24 protein-coding genes and 1 riboswitch are annotated in these 24,471 nt (G+C 66.7%); of the genes, 10 read left to right on the top strand and 14 right to left on the bottom strand.

The features are described from left to right. Positions 1-4: 4 nt before the first annotated feature. Genes ACN0S5_RS16485 through ACN0S5_RS16470 form a run of 4 tightly spaced genes read right to left on the bottom strand, consistent with a single transcriptional unit; the run spans position 5 to position 5,927 of the window. The gene (locus tag ACN0S5_RS16485) at positions 5-1,153 is read right to left on the bottom strand and encodes a precorrin-3B synthase (protein ID WP_417209833.1); all 1,149 of its coding nucleotides are present in this window, start codon (positions 1,151-1,153) and stop codon (positions 5-7) included. After that, positions 1,150-4,449: a cobaltochelatase subunit CobN gene (gene cobN, locus ACN0S5_RS16480; protein WP_417209832.1), complete on the bottom strand. Its 3,300-nt coding sequence runs from the start codon at positions 4,447-4,449 to the stop codon at positions 1,150-1,152. The genes ACN0S5_RS16485 and cobN overlap by 4 nt, the downstream gene beginning before the upstream one ends. A gap of 30 nt (positions 4,450-4,479) precedes the next feature. Next, on the bottom strand, positions 4,480-5,535 hold the full coding sequence (gene cobW / locus ACN0S5_RS16475) for a cobalamin biosynthesis protein CobW (RefSeq protein WP_417209831.1): 1,056 nt from the start codon (positions 5,533-5,535) through the stop codon (positions 4,480-4,482). Beyond that, a complete protein-coding gene (locus tag ACN0S5_RS16470) occupies positions 5,532-5,927 on the bottom strand; it encodes a DUF1636 family protein (RefSeq protein WP_417209830.1) in 396 nt (131 codons plus the stop codon). Before ACN0S5_RS16470 ends, cobW begins: the two co-directional genes overlap by 4 nt. Positions 5,928-6,004: 77 nt before the next feature. Then, positions 6,005-6,197: riboswitch (cobalamin riboswitch) on the bottom strand. A gap of 118 nt (positions 6,198-6,315) precedes the next feature. On the opposite strand from ACN0S5_RS16470, the gene cobO reads away from it, so the two are divergent. From cobO to ACN0S5_RS16450, 4 genes are read left to right on the top strand one after another with little or no spacing between them, the layout of a single operon-like run. Next, a complete protein-coding gene (cobO, locus tag ACN0S5_RS16465) occupies positions 6,316-6,924 on the top strand; it encodes a cob(I)yrinic acid a,c-diamide adenosyltransferase (protein WP_417209829.1) in 609 nt (202 codons plus the stop codon). A 4-nt stretch (positions 6,925-6,928) separates the two neighbouring features. After that, positions 6,929-7,819, top strand: coding sequence for a DUF1289 domain-containing protein (locus ACN0S5_RS16460; protein WP_417209828.1), 891 nt, complete (start codon positions 6,929-6,931; stop codon positions 7,817-7,819). Beyond that, positions 7,816-8,424 carry an HAD family hydrolase gene (locus ACN0S5_RS16455; RefSeq protein ID WP_417209827.1) on the top strand — a complete coding sequence of 203 codons (609 nt, stop codon included), beginning with the start codon at positions 7,816-7,818 and terminating at the stop codon, positions 8,422-8,424. The genes ACN0S5_RS16460 and ACN0S5_RS16455 overlap by 4 nt, the downstream gene beginning before the upstream one ends. Next, on the top strand, positions 8,421-9,866 hold the full coding sequence (locus ACN0S5_RS16450) for a cobyric acid synthase (protein WP_417209826.1): 1,446 nt from the start codon (positions 8,421-8,423) through the stop codon (positions 9,864-9,866). Before ACN0S5_RS16455 ends, ACN0S5_RS16450 begins: the two co-directional genes overlap by 4 nt. On the opposite strand, the gene cobD is transcribed toward ACN0S5_RS16450, so the two are convergent. Genes cobD through ACN0S5_RS16430 form a run of 4 tightly spaced genes read right to left on the bottom strand, consistent with a single transcriptional unit; the run spans position 9,863 to position 13,180 of the window. Next, positions 9,863-10,855 (bottom strand): threonine-phosphate decarboxylase CobD, encoded by a 993-nt coding sequence (gene cobD, locus ACN0S5_RS16445; protein WP_417209825.1) that lies wholly within the window; start codon positions 10,853-10,855, stop codon positions 9,863-9,865. The genes ACN0S5_RS16450 and cobD overlap by 4 nt on opposite strands. A 12-nt stretch (positions 10,856-10,867) precedes the next feature. Then, positions 10,868-11,803 carry an adenosylcobinamide-phosphate synthase CbiB gene (cbiB, locus tag ACN0S5_RS16440; RefSeq protein WP_417209824.1) on the bottom strand — a complete coding sequence of 312 codons (936 nt, stop codon included), beginning with the start codon at positions 11,801-11,803 and terminating at the stop codon, positions 10,868-10,870. After that, positions 11,800-12,591 carry a propanediol utilization protein gene (locus tag ACN0S5_RS16435; protein WP_417209823.1) on the bottom strand — a complete coding sequence of 264 codons (792 nt, stop codon included), beginning with the start codon at positions 12,589-12,591 and terminating at the stop codon, positions 11,800-11,802. The genes cbiB and ACN0S5_RS16435 overlap by 4 nt, the downstream gene beginning before the upstream one ends. Before the next feature lie 4 nt (positions 12,592-12,595). Beyond that, on the bottom strand, positions 12,596-13,180 hold the full coding sequence (locus ACN0S5_RS16430; RefSeq protein ID WP_417209822.1) for a histidine phosphatase family protein: 585 nt from the start codon (positions 13,178-13,180) through the stop codon (positions 12,596-12,598). A gap of 45 nt (positions 13,181-13,225) precedes the next feature. Here ACN0S5_RS16430 and cobU point away from each other — a divergent pair, with 45 nt between their 5' ends. The 4 genes from cobU (at position 13,226) to ACN0S5_RS16410 (ending at position 16,021) form a co-directional block, all read left to right on the top strand. After that, positions 13,226-13,738 carry a bifunctional adenosylcobinamide kinase/adenosylcobinamide-phosphate guanylyltransferase gene (gene cobU / locus ACN0S5_RS16425; RefSeq protein ID WP_417209903.1) on the top strand — a complete coding sequence of 171 codons (513 nt, stop codon included), beginning with the start codon at positions 13,226-13,228 and terminating at the stop codon, positions 13,736-13,738. Next, complete coding sequence (gene cobT / locus ACN0S5_RS16420; protein ID WP_417209821.1) at positions 13,735-14,742, top strand: nicotinate-nucleotide--dimethylbenzimidazole phosphoribosyltransferase; 1,008 nt, start codon at positions 13,735-13,737, stop codon at positions 14,740-14,742. The genes cobU and cobT overlap by 4 nt, the downstream gene beginning before the upstream one ends. Continuing rightward, entirely contained in the window at positions 14,739-15,491 is a 753-nt protein-coding gene (locus ACN0S5_RS16415) for an adenosylcobinamide-GDP ribazoletransferase (RefSeq protein WP_417209820.1), read from the top strand. Before cobT ends, ACN0S5_RS16415 begins: the two co-directional genes overlap by 4 nt. Positions 15,492-15,565: 74 nt before the next feature. Then, positions 15,566-16,021, top strand: a complete 456-nt coding sequence (locus tag ACN0S5_RS16410; protein ID WP_417209819.1) for a MarR family winged helix-turn-helix transcriptional regulator — start codon at positions 15,566-15,568, stop codon at positions 16,019-16,021. A 6-nt stretch (positions 16,022-16,027) separates the two neighbouring features. Here ACN0S5_RS16410 and arsJ read toward each other — a convergent pair whose 3' ends face one another. From arsJ to ACN0S5_RS16395, 3 genes are all read right to left on the bottom strand, one after another. Then, a complete protein-coding gene (gene arsJ / locus ACN0S5_RS16405; RefSeq protein WP_417209818.1) occupies positions 16,028-17,287 on the bottom strand; it encodes an organoarsenical effux MFS transporter ArsJ in 1,260 nt (419 codons plus the stop codon). Between the two features lie 108 nt (positions 17,288-17,395). After that, positions 17,396-18,400 (bottom strand): ArsJ-associated glyceraldehyde-3-phosphate dehydrogenase, encoded by a 1,005-nt coding sequence (locus ACN0S5_RS16400; RefSeq protein ID WP_417209817.1) that lies wholly within the window; start codon positions 18,398-18,400, stop codon positions 17,396-17,398. After that, positions 18,397-19,224 (bottom strand): helix-turn-helix domain-containing protein, encoded by an 828-nt coding sequence (locus ACN0S5_RS16395; protein WP_417209816.1) that lies wholly within the window; start codon positions 19,222-19,224, stop codon positions 18,397-18,399. The genes ACN0S5_RS16400 and ACN0S5_RS16395 overlap by 4 nt, the downstream gene beginning before the upstream one ends. A 169-nt stretch (positions 19,225-19,393) precedes the next feature. On the opposite strand from ACN0S5_RS16395, the gene ACN0S5_RS16390 reads away from it, so the two are divergent. Further along, entirely contained in the window at positions 19,394-20,593 is a 1,200-nt protein-coding gene (locus tag ACN0S5_RS16390; protein WP_417209815.1) for a PLP-dependent aminotransferase family protein, read from the top strand. Between the two features lie 82 nt (positions 20,594-20,675). On the opposite strand, the gene ACN0S5_RS16385 is transcribed toward ACN0S5_RS16390, so the two are convergent. The 3 genes from ACN0S5_RS16385 to dctP all read right to left on the bottom strand — a co-directional run bounded on the left by ACN0S5_RS16385 (position 20,676) and on the right by dctP (position 23,837). Further along, a complete protein-coding gene (locus ACN0S5_RS16385; RefSeq protein WP_417209814.1) occupies positions 20,676-22,079 on the bottom strand; it encodes a TRAP transporter large permease in 1,404 nt (467 codons plus the stop codon). Beyond that, a complete protein-coding gene (locus ACN0S5_RS16380) occupies positions 22,076-22,708 on the bottom strand; it encodes a TRAP transporter small permease subunit (RefSeq protein WP_417209813.1) in 633 nt (210 codons plus the stop codon). The genes ACN0S5_RS16385 and ACN0S5_RS16380 overlap by 4 nt, the downstream gene beginning before the upstream one ends. A gap of 112 nt (positions 22,709-22,820) precedes the next feature. Beyond that, on the bottom strand, positions 22,821-23,837 hold the full coding sequence (dctP, locus tag ACN0S5_RS16375) for a TRAP transporter substrate-binding protein DctP (RefSeq protein ID WP_417209812.1): 1,017 nt from the start codon (positions 23,835-23,837) through the stop codon (positions 22,821-22,823). A gap of 435 nt (positions 23,838-24,272) precedes the next feature. On the opposite strand from dctP, the gene ACN0S5_RS16370 reads away from it, so the two are divergent. Next, on the top strand, positions 24,273-24,471 hold a 199-nt coding region (locus ACN0S5_RS16370; RefSeq protein ID WP_417209811.1), incomplete at its 3' end, for an acetyl-coenzyme A synthetase N-terminal domain-containing protein.

The raw sequence follows: 24,471 nt of genomic DNA, 5'->3' as shown, positions 1-24,471 counted from the left end.
GGGTTCAGGGCCTGATTTGTTTGTCGATTTCCAAAGGGCTCAGCCCGCGGCGGATGGGGTCATCCCACGGGGTCCCTTGCTTGACAAGGTCGAATGCGCCGTCGCGCCCGACCAAAGTGAGGTCCGCATTGCGCGGAAAGGCGCAGCCCTTGGCGCAGCCCGATATGTGCCAGATCTGGCCGTCCGGGATGCGGCGGGCAAGGCGGCGCGCAAGGTCGCGGGTGGTGACGCTGGCCTGCGGGCAACCGGGTGCGCCGGTGCAGGCCTGCACCCGCCTCAGCGGGTCCTGCGGGTCAAGGATCAGGTCCGGGTGGTCCGGCTGGATCATCACGTCAGGCAGGTAGAGCATCCGGTAGGGCGTCACCCGGATCGGGCCGCCCGCCTCGGCCAAGGTACGCAGGGCCGCCGCGCTGAACTGACCAAAGGCGGCGGCGGCGCAGAGGCCACCGTCCCGAGGTCCCGGCGCGGGGGCCGGGACGGGTTCAGCGGGGGCGACATCGCCGCACAGCCCTGATGGCAACAGCCCCCTTCCCCCCATCAGATGCCGCGCCATGCGTCCCCGCCCGTCCGCGCCGACACCGCCACTGTTCAGGAACCACCGCGCCAGATCGAGTGCTTGGGTGACCGCCTCTTCGCTGTCACGCAAACGCCGCCCGGTCGCAGAGCCGTCAGCGCGCAGGATCATCCCACCTGCCGCGCCTTCGATCCGAATATCGCCACTGATCCCGGCCAACCGCCGGGGCGTGCCGGGATCGATCACAAAACCGAACTTGCCGGGCAGTCCAGAGAACTCAGACCTCGACAGGCCCTCTAGCAGCCCCCGCGCGATTTCTTCCGTTCCCGGCGCGCGGAACGGGTCCAGCACAAGGTTGCGGCGGGCCTCGCTGTCCGCATCCCCCAGCAATCCCAGCGCGCGCAGGTCCTGCATCAAGGCCGGATAGGCCACCTCGGACACGCCGCGCAGTTGCAGGTTGGCCCGCGCCGTTGTCTCAACGACACCGCTGCCGTGGCGCTCTGCCAGATCGGCCAAACCGGTGGCCTGCGCCGCGCTGATCGCCCCCAAGGGCGGGCGCACCCGGACCACCAGCCCGTCGCCCGACATCATCGGGCGAAAGGCACCGGGGCACCAGCCCTTGACCTGAGGCGCGCTCACTGCGCCGCCTCCAATGATGCGAGGATCGAGTTGCGCCGTGTCTGCCACAGGCCCGCCTCATGCAGCGCGGCAAAGCGCGCGCGCATCGCTGCCAGCGCCTCGGGATTGGCCAGTTCGAGGAACTGTGTGACGTCCGTATTGCCCAGGGTCGCGTCGAAATATAGATCAAACAGATGGCCCGGCACGACCTCCGCCAGTTGCGCAAAGGCCGCCATGTTTTCCAGCGTCGCGGCAATCTCTGCCGCGCCCCGGAAGCCATGACGCCGCATGCCGTCGATCCACGCCGGATTGGCCGCCCGCGCCTGAACGACACGGGCGATTTCCTCTGTCAGGCCCCGCGCACGGGGCTTTGCCGGGTCGGTGTTGTCAAGGTGATAGAGCGCCGCCTGCCCGCCGGTCACGCCCTGTGCGGCGGCAAAACCCGCCTCGTGGCTGGCGTAATCCTCTGCCAATAGCAGGTCGGTCTCCGGCAGGTCCTGAAGGTGCACAAAACTGTCGGCGCGGCGCACCCTTGCGCGCAGGCCGGCATCATCGCGTGTGCCCTCTCCTTCGTCATACGCCCAGCTTGACGCCGTCAGCCACGCCTGTCCCGCCGCCTGCCGCGCCGCATCGGAATAGTCGCCGATCTGCGCCCCGATCCCCAAGCCAAAGCTGCCCGGTGCCGGGCCATAAACCCGTGCGCCCGCCTGCCCGACAAAGGGGTTCCAGTCGGGCGCTTCGTCCCGCAGGCTCAGGGTCTTGACCGCCTGCCCAAAGAGCACTGACAATGTCGGAAACACATCCCGGAACAGGCCGGACACCCGCAGGGTCACATCGATCCGGGGGCGGTCCAGTTCCGCGATGGTCAGCACCTCGATGCCGCTGACCCGGTCACTGCCCGCGTCCCAGACGGGCCGCACCCCCAGCAGGTGCAGCGCCATGGCGAATTCCTCTCCCGCCGTGCGCATGGTGGCCGACCCCCAGAGATCGACGATCAATCCCTTGGGCCAGTCGCCCTCGTCCTGCAAATGCCGCCGCACCAGTTCCTCGGCCAGCCGCACGCCCTGCGCATAAGCGCTGCGCGTCGGCACCGAACGGGGATCGGTGGTATAGAGGTTGCGCCCGGTCGGCAGCACATCCGTGCGCCCCCGGTACGGCGACCCCGACGGACCAGAGGCGATCCGCCGCCCGTCCAATGCCTCCAATAGCGCGCGACGCTCCGCCGCCGCCGAGGGTGCCACATCGAAGGCGGGGCGATTTTTCGGCGAAAAATCGTAACTCCGGCCCCAGACATGCAGCCCGTCGCCGAACTGGCTTTCCTTGACGTCACAGACAAACCGGTCGATCCGGGTAATCGCCTCAGACGGGCAAGTGTTAGTCGAAATCCCAAGATCGCCTTCGACACCAACGGCTTGCGCCTCATCCCTGATGTCCTGCATCAAGCGATCCCGCCGCCGTGGGTCCAGCCCGTCGGCGTTCGAGAACTCGTCCAGCAACGCCTCCAGCCGCGACAGCCGGTCCGGCACGCTCGCCTCGCGCAGCGGCGGCGGGACATGGCCCAGCGTCACCGCCCCGATGCGGCGTTTGGCCTGCGCCGCCTCGCCGGGATCGTTGACGATAAAGGGGTAGATCACCGGCATCTGACCGATCAGGGCCTCTGGCCAGCATGCCTCCGACAAAGCAACGGATTTGCCCGGCAGCCACTCCAGCGTGCCATGCGCGCCGATGTGGATCAGCGCATCGGCCTGACCTTGCAGCCACAGGTAAAACGCAACGTAGGCGTGGCGCGGCACGCGGGACAGATCGTGGTAGTCGTCGCCGCGCTGTTCCGGCGTTCCGCGTTCCGGTTGCAGCGCCACCAAGGCCGCGCCACGTCTCAGCGCCCGAAAGGAGAACACCCCGTCAACGCAATCCGCATCCTCCTCCGGCGCGCCCCACGCCTTCGCAAGATCATCCCGCAACTCCATGGGAAGACGTGACAATGCGGATTTATAGTCGGCCAAGGACCACGTCAGACGTTCTGCCGCCAGCGCCTCGGCGGAAATCCCTGTTTCTACCGCATACCCTGCCTCATCCAGATCCTCCAGAATGGCCGAGGCCGAGGCCATTGCATCCAGACCCACCGCATGCGCCATGTTCCAGTCGCGCCCCGGATAGGTCGACAGCACCAATGCCAGCCGACGCTCTGCCGCAGGTGTCGCACCCAGTCCGACCCAGCGCGCCACCCGCTCTGCCACCGCCGCCACACGCGCGGCATCCGGCACATGGGCAACCCGCGCGAATTGCAGATCAGGGTCGCGGGCCTGTGGCTCCTTGAACGAGGTCACACCGGCAAACAGCCGTCCATCCACCTCCGGAAGAACCACATGCATCGCCAGATCGGCAGGCGACAGACCGCGCTCTGCCTCGGCCCAAGCGGCGCGGGTCGAGGTCGCCAGCGCCACCTGAAACACCGGCACGCCGCCCGCATCCAGTGGCGAGGTGCCCGCAGCCCCGCGCCCGGAAAACGAGGTCGCGTTGACGATTGCCGCAGGGGCCAGATGCGCGACCTGCCGCGCCATCCACGCCGCCGCCCCCGGGGCTTTTAACGAGGGGGCAAACAGGCCCATGACGTCAAAGCCGCGGTCACGCAGCGCCGTGCACAGGGCCTCGACCGGGGCAAGGTCCGCCGCCACAAGGTAAGAGCGATAGAAGACCACCAGCACCCGCGGCTTTTGCGTGGGCATCACATGCGCCAGAGCCGGGCAGCACACCCCGTGTTCGGGCAACCATGCGCCGACCTCAGGCACGTGTTTTGTGCCCCGCACCGGCCCGGCATACAACCCTGCCGCCAGCGCCATCTGCGCCAGCGCGGCCTGCGCCGCCACCGCACCGCCTGCATCACACAGATGCTGCAACCGCCGCAGGGTCGAGACCGGCAGCGTCGAGACCTCATCCAGCCGCGCATCGGCACGCCCATCGGCGGGCAGCACGGCAAGGGCAATCCCGCGTTCCTGCGCCAAAGCCGCGATCTGCTGGATGCCGTAGGGCCAATATGGCACGCCGCCAATCAGCCGGATCAGAATGCCCTTGGCCCCCGCAAGGGTCTGCTCGACATAGGTGTCCACCGACAGCGGGTGTTTCAGCGCCACAATATTGGCCAACCGCAGCGAGGGCATCCGACCGTCACGCCCGCCGCCACGCTCCCACCCCGCAGCGAAAGCGCCCAGATCGGAATCGGACAGCGACAAGACCACCAGATCCGCCGGGCTTTGCGCCAGATCGGTTGGGGTCTCGGTCTCTTCCAGACCATGGCTTTCGCGAAAGATGACGTGCATGGCGGATGCGGTGCGCGGCGGCCCGCCCCCTTATTCTGCGGCCACCGGGGCCGCGCCAAGGATGGCGCGGATGGCGTCGGGTTTCACATCGTCATGTTCGGCAATGACCACGACGCGGCTTGCCCGCGCCTCCTCCAGTTTCCACGGGCGGTCGTACTGGTGCCGCACCCGCGCGCCAACCGCCTGCACCAGCAGGCGCATCGGCTTGCCTTTGACCGCCGCGTAGCCCTTGACCCGCAGGATGTTCAGTTCTTTTGCCAGCCGTTCAATCGCCGCGACCAGCGTGGCGGGATCGTCCACCTCGGGCAGCTCCACCACGATGGATTCGAAATCATCGTGCTCATGGTCGTCGTGGTCGTCGTGGTGCGAGGGACGTGCATCCATGTCGTCCTCTGCCGCCGCTTCCAGCCCAAGGATCACGCGCGGGTCAATCGCGCCCTCAGCCACCTCGATCACCGGCAGCGGGCGCGGTGCCTCGGCGGCGATGATCGCCTTGGCCTTGGCCACGCCTTCGGGACCGGCCAGATCGGGTTTGGTCAAAAGGATGATGTCGGCGCAGGAGATCTGATCCTCGAACACCTCGGACAGCGGCGTTTCGTGATCCAGCGAGTCGTCGGCCAACCGTTGCGCATCGACCCGTGCCACGTCCGGTGCAAAGCGGCCCGCCGCCACTGCCTCGGCATCCGCCAGCGCGATCACACCGTCGACGGTGATTTTCGACCGGATATCCGGCCAGTCAAAGGCCTTGAGCAGCGGTTTCGGCAGCGCCAAGCCCGAGGTTTCGATCAGGATATGTTCCGGGCGCGGGTCCAGCGCCATCAGCGCCTCGATCGTCGGGATGAAATCGTCGGCCACGGTGCAGCAGATGCATCCATTGGCCAGTTCCATGATGTTTTCCGCCGGGCAATCGGGGATCGCGCACCCCTTGAGGATCTCACCATCGACGCCGACATCGCCGAATTCATTGACCACCACGGCCAGCCGCTTGCCGCCGGGGTTCTGGATCAGATGCGAAATCAGCGTGGTCTTGCCCGAGCCCAGAAAGCCGGTGATCACGGTGACGGGAAGCTTGGCGAGATCGGTCATGTCTTGTCCTCTTGCGGAGTCTCGGGTGACGTTTCGGGCGGAATCCGCGCGATGCAGTTGCGTTTGAAGTGTTCGGGCCGTGCGCGCCATGGGATCACCCCGTCGCTTGCGCCGTGATACAGCGTGACGCCTTCGACCAGCAGGTCCGGATGCGACGCTTCATGCAGGTTTCCGTAAACATAGGTCCAGCGTGCGGGCCCGCCGCGCATGGCGACAGAGCACCCCGAATCGCAGTTTTGCAGGCATTCAACCGGGGTCAGGGTCACGCCTTCGGGCAAATCGCGTGCGGCCAGGGCATCGTGCAGCCGCTGGCCCGGTCGCAGGCCCTCTTCGGGGATCTCCTCACCGCGTCGACACTTGACGCAGACCAGCAATTCCACCGGCGCGGTCATGGCAGGGCCTTTCGCGGCCCGCGGGATTTCTGGTTCGACTTCATCACGACCTCCTCCGGGGCACCCCGCCCGGTCTTTAGTTGCACCTCTTCGATGGCAGGTCTCCTGGCTCACGGGTCGATGCGCTCTTGCGCCTTCCCGGCCATGTCGGCCAGTGGCACGTTGCAAGAACGCTATCCGCTTACAGTTGCGGGGGCAGCCACGGGTTTGAACCGCGTTCCCTGTTTTCCTCCCCGGACAGGCCGGGGAACCATCGTGGCAGGCGTGGTGCGCCCTTCTGATCCGCTTGTCAATCGCCCGCGGGGTCCGCACCCCCGATCATCGCCGCATTGACGGGGGCCACACGCAATGCCATGCCTGCCCAACCCCGAGTTTCCGGAGACGCGCCATGGACGACACCGCCACCCGCCACACCGAAAAGATGCGCCGCATCAAGGCTGCCCGCGACGAGATGATGAAGACCAAGACCGAGGAAAAAGGTCTGATCATGGTCCACACCGGCAAGGGCAAGGGCAAATCCTCTGCCGGGTTCGGCATGATCATGCGCTGCATCGCGCACCAGATGCCCTGCGCCGTGGTGCAGTTCATCAAGGGCAACTGGGACACCGGCGAAAAGACGTTCCTGCGCGACCGCTTTGCCGAGGAATGCCGCTTTTTCGTCTCCGGTGAGGGTTTTACCTGGGAAACGCAGGATCGCGAACGCGACATTGCCGCCGCCCAGAACGGCTGGAAGATCGCCAAGGAACAGATCCTTGACCCCGAGATCCAATTTGTCCTGCTGGATGAGATCAACATCGCCCTGCGCTATGACTACATCGACATTGACGAGGTGGTGGATTTCCTGCTGACGCAGAAACCGCACATGACCCACGTCTGCCTGACGGGCCGCAACGCGAAGCCCGAGTTGATCGAGGCCGCCGACCTCGTGACCGAAATGGACCTGCTGAAACACCCGTTCCGCGACGGGGTGAAAGCGCAGAAAGGCGTGGAGTTCTGAGGCCATGAGCCGCATCGACCGTATGCCCCCCGCCAGCCCCTGCGTCGCGCGCTGCGTGATCGACGAGGCATCGCAACTGTGCACCGGCTGCGCCCGCAGTCTGGATGAGATCGCCGGTTGGGGCAGCGCGTCCGAGGAGGTTCGCTCGGCGGTCTGGGCAGAACTGCCCGCCCGCGCGGCCCGGTTGGGGCTGAAGACCCGCCGGCTGCCGTGGCAGGGCGATACCCTGCTAGCCGAAACGGCCCGCCGTCTCAGCGATGAGGGCGCACGTCTGATCGCGGGCGTCTGGGGCGCAAGTGGCGAACTGGTGCGCCTGCCCGATGCGCCTTGCGCGGTGCAGATCGGTGACGGCGCGCTGACCATGACGCTGCCCGACGCGGCGCTGCGGCTGGAGGCCGCCCGCTACCTGACCGCGTTTGAAATCGACCGCCCGGACGCGCCCGCGCTGATCGCGCTGGCCGTGCCGGTGGGCCGCGCCTTACGCGACAGGCCCGCGATACTGACCGCGCTTGGCCCCGACGAGGCGGCCCTTCTGCCGCACAATGCAGACGGTGCGCGGTTCGACCTCGGGCTTGGACGGCGCGCGGCGCGGTTTACCGTGCGCTGCGACCCATTGCTGGCCGCAACACTGTCCCGCGCCACAGGCACAGCGTGGCCCGATCACCTGTCGCGCACCGGCCTGCCGCTGCGTGACGCCAGCCCGGTGCGGGTGATCGAAACGCCCTGCCTGCGGCTGGAAATCGACGCGGCGATCCCGCTGCCCGACGGCACGTCCCCCGCCGGGCCGCACACCCACCTGCTGCCGGATCACATCGCGCAGGGGCTGGACACACCGCCGACCGTGCCCATGCCCGCAGGCTATGTGGCGACAGCGCTGATCCTGCCCGCACCATGACGGCGGATCTGGTCGTCTGGGATTTTGACGGTGTGCTGAACGCCGAACCCGAGGGCACGCCTTTTGGCTGGGTGCCCCGGCTGGACGCGGATCTTGGCCTGTCGCCGCGCGCCTTTCGCGCCTTCCTCAACCGCCCCGGTCAGGCGGCGCAGGTCCTGCGCGGCAGGCTCTCGCTGCTCGCGGAACTGGACCAATGGCTGACGACACAGGACACAGGCGTCACTGCGGACAGGCTGCTGGCGCATTGGCTGCGGTCCGAGGATCGCCCCGATGCACAGGTCATCGATTGGCTGGACCGCAGTCCGCAGCGCGCGGTGATCGGCACCAACAACCCCGCCCCCCGCGCCGAATACATCATGCAGTCCATGGGCTTCTCCGCCAGAGTTGAGACGATCTTTGCCTCCGGCCCGATGGGCATGGCCAAGCCCGATCCGGGGTTCTACGGCGCAATCGAACGGTGGTCCGGCCTTGCGCCCTCCGCGCTCCTGCTGATCGACGACAACCGCGCCAATGTCGCGGCCGCGGCGGCGCGCGGCTGGCAGACCTATCACTTTCACGCCCACACCCGCGACGGATTGCCCGCGAAACTGGGGATCGCCCCATGAGCCGCGCCATCATGATCCAGGGCACCGGGTCCAACGTGGGCAAATCCATGCTGGTGGCAGGATTGTGCCGCGCGGCGCGGAGGCGCGGACTGTCGGTGGCCCCCTTCAAACCGCAGAACATGTCCAACAACGCCGCCGTGACCAGCAACGGCGGAGAGATAGGTCGCGCACAGGCCTTGCAGGCGCTGGCCTGCGGGCTGGCCCCGCACACCGACATGAACCCCGTGCTGCTGAAACCCGAAACGGATGTCGGCGCGCAGGTCGTCGTGCAGGGCAAGCGCCTGACCACCGCCAAGGCGCGGGATTACGCGAAGTTAAAGCCGCAACTCCTTGGGTCCGTTCTGGAAAGTTTTGAGCGGCTGAAGGCTGCGCATGACCTGATCATCGTCGAAGGGGCCGGTAGCCCGGCCGAGGTTAACCTGCGGCAAGGGGACATTGCGAACATGGGTTTTGCAGAGGCGGCGGATGTACCGGTAATCCTGACGGGCGACATCGACCGGGGCGGCGTCATCGCCCAGATCGTTGGCACGCAGGCGGTCATGGCCCCGGAGGATGCCAATCGGGTTTCCGGATTTATTATCAACAAGTTCCGAGGCGATCCTCAGCTATTCGACGACGGCTATGCGCTGATCGCGACGCGCACAGGCTGGCGCGGCTTTGGCACCGCTCCGTGGTTCCCCGAGGCGTGGAAACTGCCCGCCGAGGACGCGCTGGATGTGCGCGCCCCCGACCGCTCAGAGGGGCTGCACATTGTCTGCCTCTGCCTGTCGCGGATGGCGAATTTCGACGACCTTGACCCGTTGGCGCAGGAACCGGGCGTGCGGCTGATCATGTTGCAGCGCGGCCTGCCGATCCCCGGCGACGCCGATCTGGTGATCCTGCCGGGCAGCAAATCGACACGCGGCGATCTTGCCTTTCTGCGCGCGCAGGGATGGGACATCGACCTGATGGCGCACCACCGGCGCGGCGGGCGTATCCTTGGCATCTGCGGCGGTTATCAGATGCTGGGCGACAGCATCGACGACCCGCAAGGCATTGAGGGGCCGCCGGGCAAAGACCCCGGTCTGGGCCTGCTGCGCATCGACACGGTCATGACGGCAGATAAATCCCTGACCGAGGTGCAGGCCACCCATGCCACCAGCGGCACCGGCTTTCACGGCTATGAAATCCACATCGGGCGCAGCGACGGCCCCGACCGCGCCCGCCCCTTTGCCTTTGTCGCGGGCCAGCCCGAGGGGGCGATCAGCGCCGATCACCGCGTCATGGGCAGCTACCTGCACGGCATGTTCCGCGACGATGCCTTTCGCGCCGCGTGGCTGGCGGGCTTTGGCGTGACGGCGACGCAATCCTACGATGCGGGGGTCGAGGCGGCGCTGGACGCGCTGGCCGACCATCTTGAGACACATCTGGATGTAGCTGGCATTCTGGCTGCCGCGCGCTAGACCCGGCTGAGCGACGGGACCAGAGCCGCCTCCAGCCGCGCCCAATCCGCCTCTGGCCCCGGCAGGCCCAGCCGCAGCCAGCCGTCGGAATAGGGAAACCGCCGCGTCCAGATCCGCGAAGCGGCAAGGCGATCCTGCGCTGCCGCCGCATCCCCGGTCTCATAGGTCCGAAACAGCACCGTTCCGCCCACCAAGGACCATCCCGCCGCCTCGGCCAGCGCATCCATCCGCACCGCGTCGCGCGCCAGTTGGCCGATCATCGCCTCTTGCCACGCCCGATCCGCCAGCGCCTTGACCCCGGCCGCAATCGCCGGACCGCTGACCGCCCATGGGCCAGCCATCCGCCGCATCGGGTCGATCAATGCGGGTGCCCCCAGCGCAAAGCCCAGCCGCACCCCCGCCAGCCCGTAGAACTTGCCAAAGGACCGCAGTACGACAATCCGGATGCCATCGGGCAAGCGGTCCAGATACCGCACCAAGGAATACTCCGGCACCGGGTCGGCAAAGCTTTCGTCCACCACCAGCAGGCCGATGTGGCGGGCAAGGTCGATCAGATCTTCGGGCGTCCAGAACCGCCCGTCCGGGTTGTTCGGGTTCACAACCACGCCCAAAGGCGCGCCTTTCAGGTCGGCGATGGCGTCCACCTGCGTGACCCGCCACCCCTGCGCCTCCAGCGCACCGGCGTGTTCATTGTAGGTCGGCCCGACAACGCGGGCCTCCTGCGGCACCCCAAGGCGCGGCACCAGTTGGATCCCCGCCTGCGCGCCCGCCAGCGGCATGCAGTCAACCCCCTGTCCCGCGCCATAGGCCGCGCGCGCCGCAGCGACCAAAGCGGCCCCCTCTGTCGCCGTCGGCAACGCCGTCCAAGCCCGCGCGGGCAGGTCGGGAAAGGGATATGGGCGGGCATTGATACCGGTCGACAGGTCCAGCCAGTCGCCGTCGCCGTAGCGGGCCATCGCCCGGTCCAGATCGCCGCCGTGATCGCGCATGGATACCCCCCGTCAGAGTGCCGCCAGTCCCGCAAGGACCGCGCCGCAGAGAAACATCGCCCGGACATAAAGCGCAAGGCCGCTGCCGATGCTTTTGGCCTCCGGGTCTGGCGCGCCGTCGTTCACATAAGGCTCCTCCGCCACCCTGTCGCCATAGACGCGCGGACCGGACAGGCGCAGACCCAACCCGCCCGCCAGCGCCGCCTCGGGCCAGCCCGCATTGGGCGAGCGGTGATGCCGGGCGTCCCGCGCCACGACTTGCAGCGCAGCCCCCGCCCGCCCCGACACCAGTGCAAAGACCAGCGCCGTCAGCCGCGCCGGGATCAGGTTCACAAGGTCATCCAGCCGCGCCGCGCATTTGCCGAAATGCTCATAGCGATCATTGCGGTGCCCGATCATCGAATCCATCGTGTTGATCGCCTTGTAGGCCACGATCCCCGGCAGACCGGCGATCCCCCCCCAGAACAGCGGCGCGACGATGCCGTCGGACGTGTTCTCGGCCAGACTTTCCAGTGCCGCGCGGCTGACCCCGGCGGTATCCAGTTGGCTGGGGTCGCGGCCCACGATCATCGACAGCGCATGGCGCGCGGCAGGCAAATCACCCGCCAGCAGAGGGTCGCGCACCGCGACCACATGGTCATACATCGACCGCACCGCAATCAGCGGCCAAGCCAGCAGGCCAAGGATCAGCGTCGCGATCCAGCCGTCGCCCAAGGCCACAGTGACCAATAGCGCTGGAAGCACGGCAAGACAAACGACGATGCCCACCGTGGCCGCCCCCAGCAACAGGCGGGCGATAACGGAGCCACGGTTCAGCCGCGCCTCCAGTGCCGAGATCAGCGCCCCAAGCCACACCACCGGATGCGAGACCCGGCGATACAACGCAGCGGGCCAGCCGAACAGCGCATCGACCAGCAGGCCGACCAGCATGATGGCGGCAAAACTCATGGTGTGCCTCCGGTCGCAAACCTCAGGACTTCTGTGAGGCCAGAGGCTTGCATCGTCTCCTCGGCCCCTTTGGGCACGGTGCCGGGCGCAAAGATCAGCGCGCGGGCGGGGCCGGTGTGCGCACGCGCATGCCCCAGCGCGCCCAGCCGTCTGGCAAGGCCGGGCATCGGGTCGTCCGCGGGCCCGCGCAGGGCGGAACAGCGCTGTGCGGATTGGCTGGCCAAGGCGGCTTTCCCGGTAAGATCGGCCTGCGGCCACGCCGCGACCAGATCGGCGATATCCGCAAAGGCGGCATCCTGCGGGTCGGTGCGTTCCGGCGGCCCCCAGAAGCCGCCGACAATCTCACAGGCCGGGACAGGCCCCATCTGCTGCAAGACCGCGCCCCGCCGCGAGGCCCAGAGCAGCCGGTCCGGCGCGGGCCACATCAGCGGGTCGCTGGCCCCCTCGACGGCGATACAGGCGCGCGCCACGTCCGCACAGTCGTCCACCCCCGCAACCCGCGCCAACCCCACAAGCGCCGCCGTGGACATGCCCGCGCCGCCGCCGGGCGGCAGGTCGGGGGCAATGGAAAACTGCCCGGTCGCCGCCGCGCCGATTTCGGACAACAGGCGCGCCGCCTGCGCCTGATTGATAAGCGCGGGCGCGCCCGCCAAGTGCAGGGGACCGTCGCCGATCCGCGTGACCCGCACCCCGCGCACCGGGCACACCAGCGTCACCAGCACCACCGGCCCGCCGGGGCCAAGACACCCCTGTAGCCACTCTCCGAAATGTCCCGCGACAAACCTCATGCGGTTACAGCGGACGCCAGTTCACGGCGATCACCGATAACCCGCCATCAAAGACCCGCAGCCGCGTCACGGACCACGGCGCGATCTCAAAGGACAGCGCGGCAGGCACCGTCCCCAGTGCCAGCGCCAGCGCCGCGCGGGCGGTCCCGGCATGGGCCACAATGGCCAGTGGCCCCGCCTCTTGCGCGCACCCTGCCAAAGCCATCAGCGCCGGGCGCTTCCGGGCCACCATGTCGGCAAAACTCTCTCCGCCCGGCGGGCGGTGGTCGGCCAGTTCCTGCGGCGACAAGCGGCCAAGGTCGGGCAATTCGCCAAACGACATCCCGTCATGGTCCCCGAAATCCTGCTCCCAGAGCCGCGCATCGCTCTGCACCTCTGCGCCGGGCCACAGCGCCGCCGCCGTTTGCTGGCACCGCAAGGCGGGGCTGGCCACCCGCAGCGGAACCCCGGCCACAAGCGCCTTTAACGGTCGCCAGATCGCGGGATCGCCCAGATCCGCCGGGACATCCGTACGCCCGCACAAACGCCCGCCATGTTGGGCGGGCGCGTGTCGAATCAGCATCAGTTCTGCGGCGTCAGGCGGCGTCATTTCGGGGCTTTTCAACCAGATCGGAACATGCTTTGTCACGACCGCATGGGAAAGTCGATCCTCATCACCGGCGGCGCGCGCTCTGGCAAAAGCACACTGGCCGAACGCATGACGCTTCGGCTGGGTCAGCCCGCGGTCTACATCGCGACCGCGCAGGCCCACGACGCTGAAATGGCCAATCGCATTGCCCAGCACCAATCCCGCCGCGACGCCGGCTGGCGCACGATCGAGGCCCCGCACGACCTGATCGGCGCGCTGCGCGACAGTGACGGCACCGCGCCGCGGCTGGTCGATTGCCTGACGCTCTGGCTGACCAACCTGATGCTGGCCGATGAGGACTGGCAAGCGGCGACACAGGCTCTGGCGGCGGAACTGGCGCACCTGTCCGCGCCGGTCGTCTTTGTCACCAATGAGGTCGGCGCCGGGATCGTCCCCGAAAACGCCCTTGCCCGCGCCTTTCGCGATGCGGCAGGGCTGGTCAATCAACAAATCGCCGACGCCTGCGACGAACTCTGGTTCTGCGTCGCGGGCCATCCGCTAAAGGTCAAACCTGCATGAGCACACTTTCCCTGTCGTCGCTGGACGCGGTCCCCTCTCTCGATCTGCCCGCCTTTGACGAGGCTGCGGCCAAGGCCGCCACGGACCGTCAGATGCAACTGACCAAGCCGCCGGGATCGCTGGGTCGGCTGGAGGATCTTGCCGCCTTCATGGCGGGCTGGCGCGGCACCGACCGGCCCCGGATCGAGCGGGCGCAGGCGCTGGTCTTTGCGGGCAATCACGGGGTCTGCGCGCAGGGCGTGAACCCCTTTCCGCAGGAGGTGACGGCGCAGATGGTGGCGAATTTCGCCGCCGGAGGCGCGGCCATCAACCAGTTGTGCAAATCCACCGGGGCCGATCTGGACGTGATCGCGCTGGACCTTGACCGCCCCACGCGGGACTTTACCACCGCGCCGGCGATGGACGAAGACGACTGCCTTGACGCGATGCAGCGCGGCGCGGCAGCGGTGAACCCGGATGCGGACATCCTGTTGCTGGGTGAGATGGGGATCGGCAACTCGACCGTGGCCGCAGCACTTGCCTTTGCCGCCTATGGCGGTACGGCGCAGGACTGGGTCGGACCCGGCACCGGGTCGGACGCCGACGGCATGAGCCTCAAGGCCCGCGTGATCACCGCCGCCGTCGCGGCGCATGGCGCGCTTTCGCCGATGATGCGCCTTGCGGCCCTTGGCGGGCGCGAACAGGCGGCGCTCTGCGGCGCGGTGCTGGCGGCGCGGATGGCGCGGATTCCCGTTCTGCTCGACGGGTTCATCTGCACCGCCGCCGTCACGCCGCTGCATGCCGCAAACCCCGACCTGTTGGCGCATTGCCTGATCGCCCACCAAAGCCGCGAGCCGGGCCACAGGCGGCTGGCCGAGGCGATGGGCAAGGCCCCGCTGCTGGACCTCGGGATGGCGCTTGGCGAAGGGTCCGGCGCGGCGCTGGCCCTGCCGATCCTCAAAGGCGCGCTAGCCTGCCACAACGGCATGGCCACCTTTGCCGAAGCGGGCATCTCGGGCGCATGACCCCGCGCCGCCGCCTTGATGAGTTGCGGCTGGCGGCGATGATGCTGACACGTGTGCCGATGGGACGGTTGGCCGATCCGGCACCGACCCTGACACAGGCCCGGTGGGCCTTCCCCTTGGTGGGCCTGCCGTTGGGGCTGGTGGCCTGGGCCGTGTTTGCCGGAACGATGGCGCTGGGAGTGCCCGCGCTGACCTGTGCCCTTGCGGCGCTGGCCGTGCTGGCGGCGCTGACCGGCGGGTTGCACCACGACGGGTTCGCCGATTTCGCCGACGGCATGGGCGGGCGTGACCGGGCGCACCGGCTAGAGATCATGCGCGACAGCCGCGTCGGCAGCTATGGCGTGGTCGCGTTGATCTTTGCCGTGGGCCTGTCGGCCTCGGCCCTCGGCGGCCTGCCCGCCTCGGCCTGGGCCGGGTTTGTGCTGGTCAGTGTGGCCAGCCGGTTTGCCATGCTGATCCTGCTCGACACCCTGCCCCCGGCGCGGGACGACGGGTTGGGCCGGATGGCGGCAGAGGCGCGTGGCGCATTGCCGTGGGGCCACTGGCTGCCCGGTCTGGTCCTGACCGCGATGGCCGCGTTGCTGTGCGGCCCCGCCGTATTTGTCGTTCTGGCCGCGATGGCGCTGGTGACAGCTGTGGTGGCGCGGCAGGCGCTGCGCACGCTAGGCGGTCAGACAGGCGATGTGCTGGGGGCGGTGCAACTGGCCACTGAAACGGTTGGCTGGATGGCCCTCGCAGCCGCGCTCTAAAGACAGCCAACCTCATTGCATATGCAACGAGGACAAGGCTAGTCTGTCGGAACCGCGCAACATGGACCGCCGAGATGACCGCATCTTCCGACCCGCCCCCTTTCGACCTCGGGAGCTTTACGCCCTATCGCCTTGCCGTCGCCGCGGACAAGACCTCGGAGGCATTGGCGCGGCGATACCGCGAACAGTTCGGCATCTCGATCCCGGAGTGGCGGGTTCTGGTGCATCTGGGCCAGCCGATTGACGGAGCGGCAACAGTCTCTGTCCGCGACATCGAGGAACGTGTCGCCATGGAGAAATCCAAGGTCAGCCGCGCGGCGTCCCGGCTGGAAGCGTCAGGTTTTATCGAAAAGACGGTGGATGCGGGAGACCGGCGGCTGGTGCGGCTGGCGCTGACCGACAAGGGCCGCGCGCTGATGGCCGACCTGATGCCGCTGGCGACGGCCTATCAGCAGCGGATCGAAACCCAACTGGGAGAGGCTTTTGCCGGGCTGGAGGCCGGGCTGGACGCGATCCTCGACGCGGAATAGCGCCGCTTACACCGCCCGCAAGCGCGCGGCGGCCACCGCGCTGATGGCCACCATGATCGAGGCCGTCGCCAGACAGAGCGGCAGACCGCCGACCTGATAGCTGAGGCCAGACAACAGCGTGCCCAACAAGCGCCCGGTGGCATTCGCCATGTAGTAAAAGCCCACGTCCATCGTCACCCGCGCGCCCTTGGAAAAGGCAAGGATCAGGTAGCTGTGCAGCGCGCTGTTCACGGCAAAGAGCGCGCCAAAGACCAGCAGCCCGACGATGATCGTCGCGGTCAGCCATGGCGCGGGCGCGCCCGCCCACCAGACCAGCGCCGCCAGCCCTGCGGGCACCACGGTCAGCGACAAAGCCCAGTGGCGCGCGGCACCTACGACCTCGGAGGCCGGACGGGTCGCGGCGCGCAGCGCCTTGGGTGCATAGGCCTGCACCGCGCCATACAGGATCGTCCAGACCGCCATAAAGCTGCCGATGGTGAAGAATGCCAAGCGGTTGCCCGCCTCTGATCCGTCCGACAGCACCGCGTAGAAATAGACCGGGATGCCGACCACGAACCACACATCCCGCGCCCCGAACAGGAACACCCGCGCGGCGGATAGCCAATTGACGTTGCGGTCCGTGGAAAACACCTCGGTGAATTTCGCGCCCTTGTTGCCCGCAGGCAGGCCCGAGGGCATCCGCAGGCTGACCGCCAGCAGGACCGCGCCCAGCAGTGCCGCCATGCCCAAGACCGCCGGGACAAAGCCGAAGACCGCCAGCATCGCCGCGCCAGCCAAGAACCCCAACCCCTTGATCGCGTTCTTGGACCCGGTCAGCAGCGCGACCCATTTGAACAGCCCGCCCTGCCCGCTGGGGGCCAGCAGCTTGACCGCCGATTTGGCCGACATCTTGGACAGGTCCTTGGCCACGCCCGACACGCCCTGCACCGCCATGACAAAGATCACCGAAGCGCTCAGCCCCCACCCCGGATCAAGCTGCGCCAAGGCCAGCAGCGCGCCGACCTGCAAGGCAAGCCCCGCATACAGCGTCGAGGTCAGGCCAAATCGCGCCGCGATCCACCCCGCCGACAGGTTGGTGACGATGCCCGCGAACTCATACAGCAGGAACAGGTAGGCCAGTTGGACCGGCGAAAAGCCCAAGCTGTGAAAATGCAGCAGCACCAGCATCCGCAGCGCCCCATCGGTGAGCATGAAGGCCCAATAGGCGGCGGTTACGGCCATATAGGCGGCAAGGCCTTCGGATCGGTCAGAAGCATGGACGGTCATTTTGTGCCTTCGGGCGCTGTGTTGGCAAAAACCCCGCCCCGGCCTCCGCGCCGGGGCCTCGACGGGTGAGGTCCCGGCACGAGGTCCCGGCCCGGGGGCCGGGACGGGTCATCGGTGCAAAGAGGCCGCCACCATATGGGCCACGTCCAACAGACGGTGGGCATAGCCCCATTCGTTGTCATACCAGGCGTAGATCTTCACCTGCGTGCCGTTCACCACCATGGTCGAGGGCGCATCCACAATCGCGGACCGCGGATCGTTGGTGTAATCGGTCGACACCAAGGGGCGTTCCTCATAGCCAAGGATGCCCTTCAACGGCCCCTCTGCGGCGGCCTTGAACAGCGCGTTGACCTCTTCGGCGGTTGTCTCCCGCTCCACCTCGAACACGCAGTCGGTCAGCGAGGCGTTCAGCAGCGGCACCCGCACCGCATGGCCGTTCAACCGCCCCTTCAGCTCGGGGTAGATCAACGTGATCGCCGTGGCCGACCCGGTGGTGGTGGGGATCAGGGAGTTCAACGCCGACCGCGCGCGGCGCAGGTCCTTGGCGGGCCGGTCCACGATGGTCTGGGTGTTGGTCACGTCATGGATCGTGGTGATCGAGCCGTGCTTGATCCGCAGGGCGTCGTGGATCACCTTGACCACCGGGGCAAGGCAGTTGGTAGTGCAAGAGGCCGCCGTGACGATGTCATGTGCGTGGGCCTCATAGATGCCGTCGTTCACCCCCATGACGATATTCGCCGCCCCGCCATCCTTGACCGGGGCCGAAACCACCACCTTTTTCACGCCGCGCTGAAAGTAGGGCGCGATGCGGTCGGCGGTCTTGTAGTGGCCGGTGCAGTCCACAACCACATCGACGCCGTCCAGCGGCAGATCGTCAAGGCTGCGCGTCGTATAGACCGGGATGCGCGTGCCGTTGATGGAAATGCTGTCCTCATCGGCGCTGAACTCCGCACCCCAACGGCCATGCACCGTGTCAAACTCCAGCAGATGCGCGTGCATCGCCGCATCCCCCACCGCGTCGTTGACAAAGGCGATGCTGTCGCCCGCCTCCAGCATGGGTTTGACGATCAGTTTCCCGATGCGGCCCAGCCCGTTGATGGCATAGGTGGTCATGTGAAATCCTCTGCCTTGGCGATGTCGTCGATCCGCGCTTGCAGGCTTGCGCGGTCCAGCGTGTCCACCGGCAGCGCCGCAAATGACAGGATCCGATTGCGCAGCGCGCCGTAGACCTGCTGAAAGGCCAGCAGCCTTTCGGCCTCGGTGCCGGTTGCCTTGACCGGGTCCGGCTGGCCCCAGTGTCCGGTCATCGGTTGACCGGGCCACGGCGGGCATTCCTCATTCGCGGCCCGGTCGCAGACGGTAAAGACAAAATCCAGCCCCGGCGCTCCGTCACCCTGAAATTCGGCGATGGTCTTGGACCGCAGCCCCGACACGTCATGGCCCTTGTCGGTCAGCACCTGCAAGGCCAGCGGGTTCATCGTGCTGTGGGGATGGGTGCCTGCGGAAAAGGCCAGAAACCGGTCGCCCGCCAGATCGCGCAACAGCGTTTCGGCAAAGATCGACCGGGCGGAATTGCCGGTGCAGATGAACAGGACGTTGTATTTGCGATCCGTCATGGGAGACTCCGAAAAGACGTGTGGCAGGCAGATTTCAGGGCGACCCCGGCAGCAATCCGCGCCGAGGTAAGAGATCAGTCGGCCCGCGCCGCCAACATCGGCGGTGTACAGCAGCGAGGTGCCATGGCGGGTCTGCGTTACCAGTCCCGCATTGCGAAGATGTGACAGCCCCGCAGACAGGGTAGAGGGGGCCATGTGCAGCGCGTCGGCGATCTCACCGGCCGGAACGGCATCGGGATAGCGCCGCATCAACAGCCGAAAGACATCCAGACGGCCACTGTGCGACAGGGCGGCCAGCGCGTTGAGGGATTCAGTTTTCATATTTCCGGAAATACGGAAATAGCATCGGGCAAGCAAGCCGTATTTCCGAAATCCCGGAAATAACAGTGGCGGGTCAGCGCCGAACCGACGGTCTTTGCTTGCCATCCCTTTGCCAAACCATGTTAGGAGAGCGGCCATATCGCCAAGCCCTGCTTTCCGGAGGATTCCCTTGTCCCGACGCGCGCCTTTTGCCCACTGGCTGAATGACACCAACGATGTGACCCAGACCTTTCTGTCGGCGGGCCAGATCCCGGATCTGGTGAACCTTGCGGGCGGGCTGCCGGATCCGACGACATGGCCGGTGGCGGAACTGACAGAGTTCGCCGGACGCGCCGTGGCCGATCACACGCAGGACGCGCTGGGGTATTCGCCCATCGACGGCTTGCCCGACCTGCGCGACCGCATTGCCGCCGACTATAGCCGGGGCGATCTGCGGCTGACGCGGGACAACGTGCTGATCACCACCGGCGGGATGCAGGGGCTGGAGCTGCTGGGAAAGGTGCTGCTGAACAGCGGCGATACGATTGCCGCCCAGTCGCCCGCCTACCTTGGGGCCATCGACGCTTGGAAACCACGTGCGCCGCAGTATCGCGCCATGGTGCTGGAACAGCACGGGTTTGATCCGCACGCCGCTTTGACCGACGCGCAATTCGCATACACGGTGCCGAATTTCTCCAACCCCTCGGGGCGGCTGGTGCCAGAGGATCAGCGCCGCGCGCTGGTTGCGGCGGCGCAGGCGACCGGCTGCTGGCTGGTCGAGGATGACCCCTACGGCCACCTGTATTACGACGCGCGCCCCCTGCCCCGGATGCTGGACCTCTCGGCCACCGGCGCGCCGGTCTATGACGGGCCGGTCATCTATCTTGGCACCTTCTCCAAGACCCTTGCACCGGGGCTGCGCGTCGGCTGGGTCATTGCCGCACCAGAGGTGATCACCGCGATGACCACCGCCAAACAGGGGTCGGACATGTTCACCAGCGGGTTGTGCCAGCGGATTGCGCTGCAAGCGCTGGAGCAGGGTCTGACGGACCGCATCCTGCCCGGCATCCTTGACCTGTACCGCGCGCGACGCGATGCGCTGTGCGCCGCGATGGCCGCAGACCTGTCGGATCTGTTCACATGGGAGGTGCCATCAGGCGGCATGTTTGTCTGGGCCGTCGCCCGCGATCCCGCGCTGAACACCGACCGGCTGATGAAAACCGGGCTGGACCACGGCGTCTGTGTCTCTCCGTCCAGCGTGTTTGACCCGCTGGGGCGCGACCGCCGCGCGATCCGGGTGAATTTCACCCTCAATGCGCCCGAGGTGCTGGCCGAAGGCGTGCGCCGCCTTGCCGCCGCGACCCGCATGGAACTGACCCGCGCCGCCTGAGATCAACCGTCACGACCACCAAGACCCCGCGCCGACGCGCGGGGTCTTGCAGGGCGGTTTAGGCCGGATCAACGGGGCCTGACTACGACGCCAGCGACGGCAGCCACAGCACGATCCCCGGAAAGGCCACCAGCAGCGCGATGGTGATCCCGTCGGCCACAAAGAACGGCGTCACCCCCCGGAACACGTCCTGCACCGACAGTTCCGGCCGCACACCCGCCACGACAAAGCAGTTCAGCCCGATGGGCGGCGTGATCAGACAGAACTCGGCCATCTTGACCACCAAGATACCGAACCAGACCGCGCACATGGGTCCCGACATGCCGAATGTCGCCTCTTCGGCGCTGACAAACAGGCCGCCGTTCAGCGCCATGACCGCCGGATAGACCACCGGCAGCGTCAACAGCAGCATCCCGATGGCATCCATGAACATGCCCAGCACCGCATAGGCCAGCAGGATACAGATCAGGATCAGCATCGGCGAATAGGGCAGCGCGGTGATCCAGTCGGAAAACGCCGAAGGCAGATCGGCAAAGCCCAGAAAGCGCACGTAGATCAGCACCCCCCAGATGATGGTGAAGATCATGATCGACAGCTTTGCCGTCTCGACCAGCGCGTCCTTGAGCTCGTTCAGGCGCATGCCCCGCCAAAGCGCCATCAGGAAAACGATGAAGGCCCCGATGGCCCCGCCCTCTGTCGGGGTGCCCCAGCTGTCGCCGCCAAACGGGTTGTAGACAAAGAAGATGATGATCACGACCACCGCCACGATGGGTAGCGCGGGCGGCAGGCTTTCAAACCTTTGCCGCCATGTGAACCCGCCCACCGGCGGGCCGAACCCTTTGATCGTCAGCGCCAGCCCGATGATCAGGATCGCGTAGATCAGCGCCGAAAAGACGCCGGGAATGAACCCCGCCAGCAACAGCTTGCCCACGTCCTGTTCGACGATGATCGCATAGATCACAAGGATCGCCGAAGGCGGGATCAGGGAAGCCAGCGTGCCGCCCGCCGCCACAACGCCCGCCGCGAACCGCTTGTCATAGCCGACCTTCAGCATCTCGGGGATGGCGATGCGGGCAAAGACCGCCGCCGTCGCCACCGATGCGCCGGACACGGCGGCAAAGCCTGCGGTGGCAAAGACCGTCGACACCGCCAGCCCGCCGGGCACCCATGCGATCCAGCGTTTCGCCGCCTCGAACAGCGCCCGCGTCAGCCCGGCGTAATAGGCCAGATAGCCGATCAGGATAAAGGTCGGGATCAGCGACAGCGCCTGCGACGACACCTTGCCATGCGGCACCTGCCCCGCCGTCTTGACCGCCACCGTCAGCGCCCAGCCGAAATCGGCCGGATCATAGCCCTTTTTCGACCAGAAGATCCAGATCAGCCCGACCAGACCGGAAAAGGCAGCGGCAAAGGCCACCCGCATTCCAAGGACGACCATGACCAACAGGCCGCCGGTCACCCAGAGACCGATTTCAATGGATGTCATGTGTCGTGCCCCTGTACCTGATCGGCCTCGGCCAGTGCCTGTTCCGCCGCCGACATGACCAGCGGCACCGCCACCGGTTCCCGCAGACCAAAGATGATGGCGCGGCCATAGCCCCACAATTGCAGCACCAGCCGCAGGCAGATCACCGAAAACGCCACCGGCACCACCAGTTTCGCGGGCCAGATCGGCAAGCCGATGTCGATAGAGCTGTCGCGGCTCCAGTTCGGCTTGGAAAAGTCAAAGCTGCGGTCGAAATGCGCCCATGTGCCCCAGACCAACAGCACCATCAGCAGCAGGACAAGGAACGTCGTGATGAACTCTGCCGCCCAGAGCGCGCGCCCCTTGAGCGCGCCGACGACAATGTCCATGCGGATGTGCCCGCCCGCGCGCTGGACATAGGAAATGCCGAAAATGGCGATGAAGGGCATCGCCGCCTCGATCCAGTCGACATAGCCGCGCAGCGGTTCGTTGAACAGATTGCGCCCGGTGACGGACACCACCGCCAGGCACATCAGCGCAAAGGCCCCAAGGCCAGAAACAAGGGCCATGCCCCACTCGATCCGCGCCAAACCCCGGTCGAGCCGGGAAAGCGGGCTGCCATCCTCAAGGATAGAGGCATGTCCGGCCATCGTTTTTCTCCGGTCTTGTAATTGCAGTAACCCCGCCCCGGCCCTGCGCCGGGGCCTCGCGCCCTGTCAGACAAGAGGCCCCGGCACAGGGCCGGGGCGGGGTCGCGGTGCCTCAGTTGGCAGCGCGCGCCTTGTCCAGCGTCGAGAAGACGAGGTCATAAAGCTCTTGCGCCGGAAGGCCCTGCGCGCTCATGTCCGCCAGCCATGCGTCGTGGATCGGCTTGCCGGCCACGTCGCGGAACTTGGCCAGTTCCTCGTCGGAGATCATGACCTTTTCAACACCCTTCTCGGCCAGCACCTCATCCCAGCGCTTCAGCAACTCGCCGTAGTTTTCGAGGTAATAGGCAATCGCCTCGTCCACCGACTCGTCCAGTGCCGCGCGCTGGTCATCCGGCAGCGCCTCATAGGCGTCGATATTGACCACAACCGGGCAGTTCACGGTGCCGGGGTTCAGGTTCGCCGTCCACCAGTCCGCCTGATTGATGGTGCCAAAGGACAGATGCGCGTGCTGCGCAAAGGCCACGGTGTCGACAACCCCCGACTGCATCGCCTGATAGGCCTCGGACGAGGTCACAGAGGTCGGCACGCCGCCCACCGCGGTAAACGCCTTGCCCAGACCGCCGGTGGCGCGCACGCGCATGCCGTCGAATTCGGCCAGTTCGTCGCGCGGATCGCCGGTGCCCACCAGATTGTACTGCGGCATCGGTGAGGTCATCAGCATGCGCGCGTTCCACTGCGCCATTTCATCGGCCACCGCCGGATGGGCATAGACCGCATGGCTGACGGCCACTTCCTCGGCCAGCGTGTTCACGCCCAGAAACGGCAGTTCCAGCACGGTGATCGCGCGGTTTTTGTCCGCGTGGTAGCCCGCACAGAACTGCGCCATCTCGAAGGCGCCGATGGAAATGCCGTCGAGGTTCTCGGTGTTCTTGGACAGACCGCCATAAGAGATGTTCATGGTGAATTCGCCGCCGGTCTTTTCCGACACCAGATCGGCGATCTTGTGGATGTGCTCTGTAAAGGCGCGGCGCGACCCCCAGACCGACACGTTCCATTCGGTGGCGGCAGCCTCGGTCACAAACGTCGCGGCCACGGCGCTCAACAGCAGTTTTGCAGTAATGCTGGACATATCATCCTCCCCTATGTCTCACAGCGGTATGTTCCGCCTCGCAGCGGAGGTTAGCCGAAAGCCCCGGCACTTCAAGGCTTTTGCCGCAGGCAGGAGATTCGCGACGGGCGAGCGCTAACAGTTCGTATACAGCCGTATACCGCATCGTTTTGTCACACCTCCCCCCTGCGCGGCCCCACCCCACGCACCGCCGGACAAGCCCCGAAAACGCCCCTGCGACGAGGTGTCATTGCCCCGTTGTAAACAAAGGGTTTAGCGGCACTTGGGCAAATTAGTTTACGATTTGCAGGCCGTCGGTGAAAATAATTTACAGCTAAATCATTATTTTTGAACAGGTTATTTCATTCTTTTCCACTTTGAGTATTCTCCGGCTTGTACGCGGTGACGCAACGGAACGGCGCGCCATCGGATCACTTCGGAGAGGGAGCTCCTGTCATGACCGACCAAACCAAACCTGTACCCGGCCACCCCGTTTACCCGCCCTCCGCGGACCTCTCGGCCAAGGCCCACGTCGACGCGGCGCGCTATGATGCGATGTATGCGGCCTCGATCAGCGACCCCGAGGGGTTCTGGGCCGAGCAGGCGCAGCGGCTGGACTGGATGAAGGCCCCGACCGAGATCCGGAACGCCGATT

The organism is Antarctobacter sp., from assembly GCF_048262615.1.
GTDB lineage: Bacteria > Pseudomonadota > Alphaproteobacteria > Rhodobacterales > Rhodobacteraceae > Antarctobacter.
This window is presented reverse-complemented; position numbering and strand designations above follow the sequence as displayed.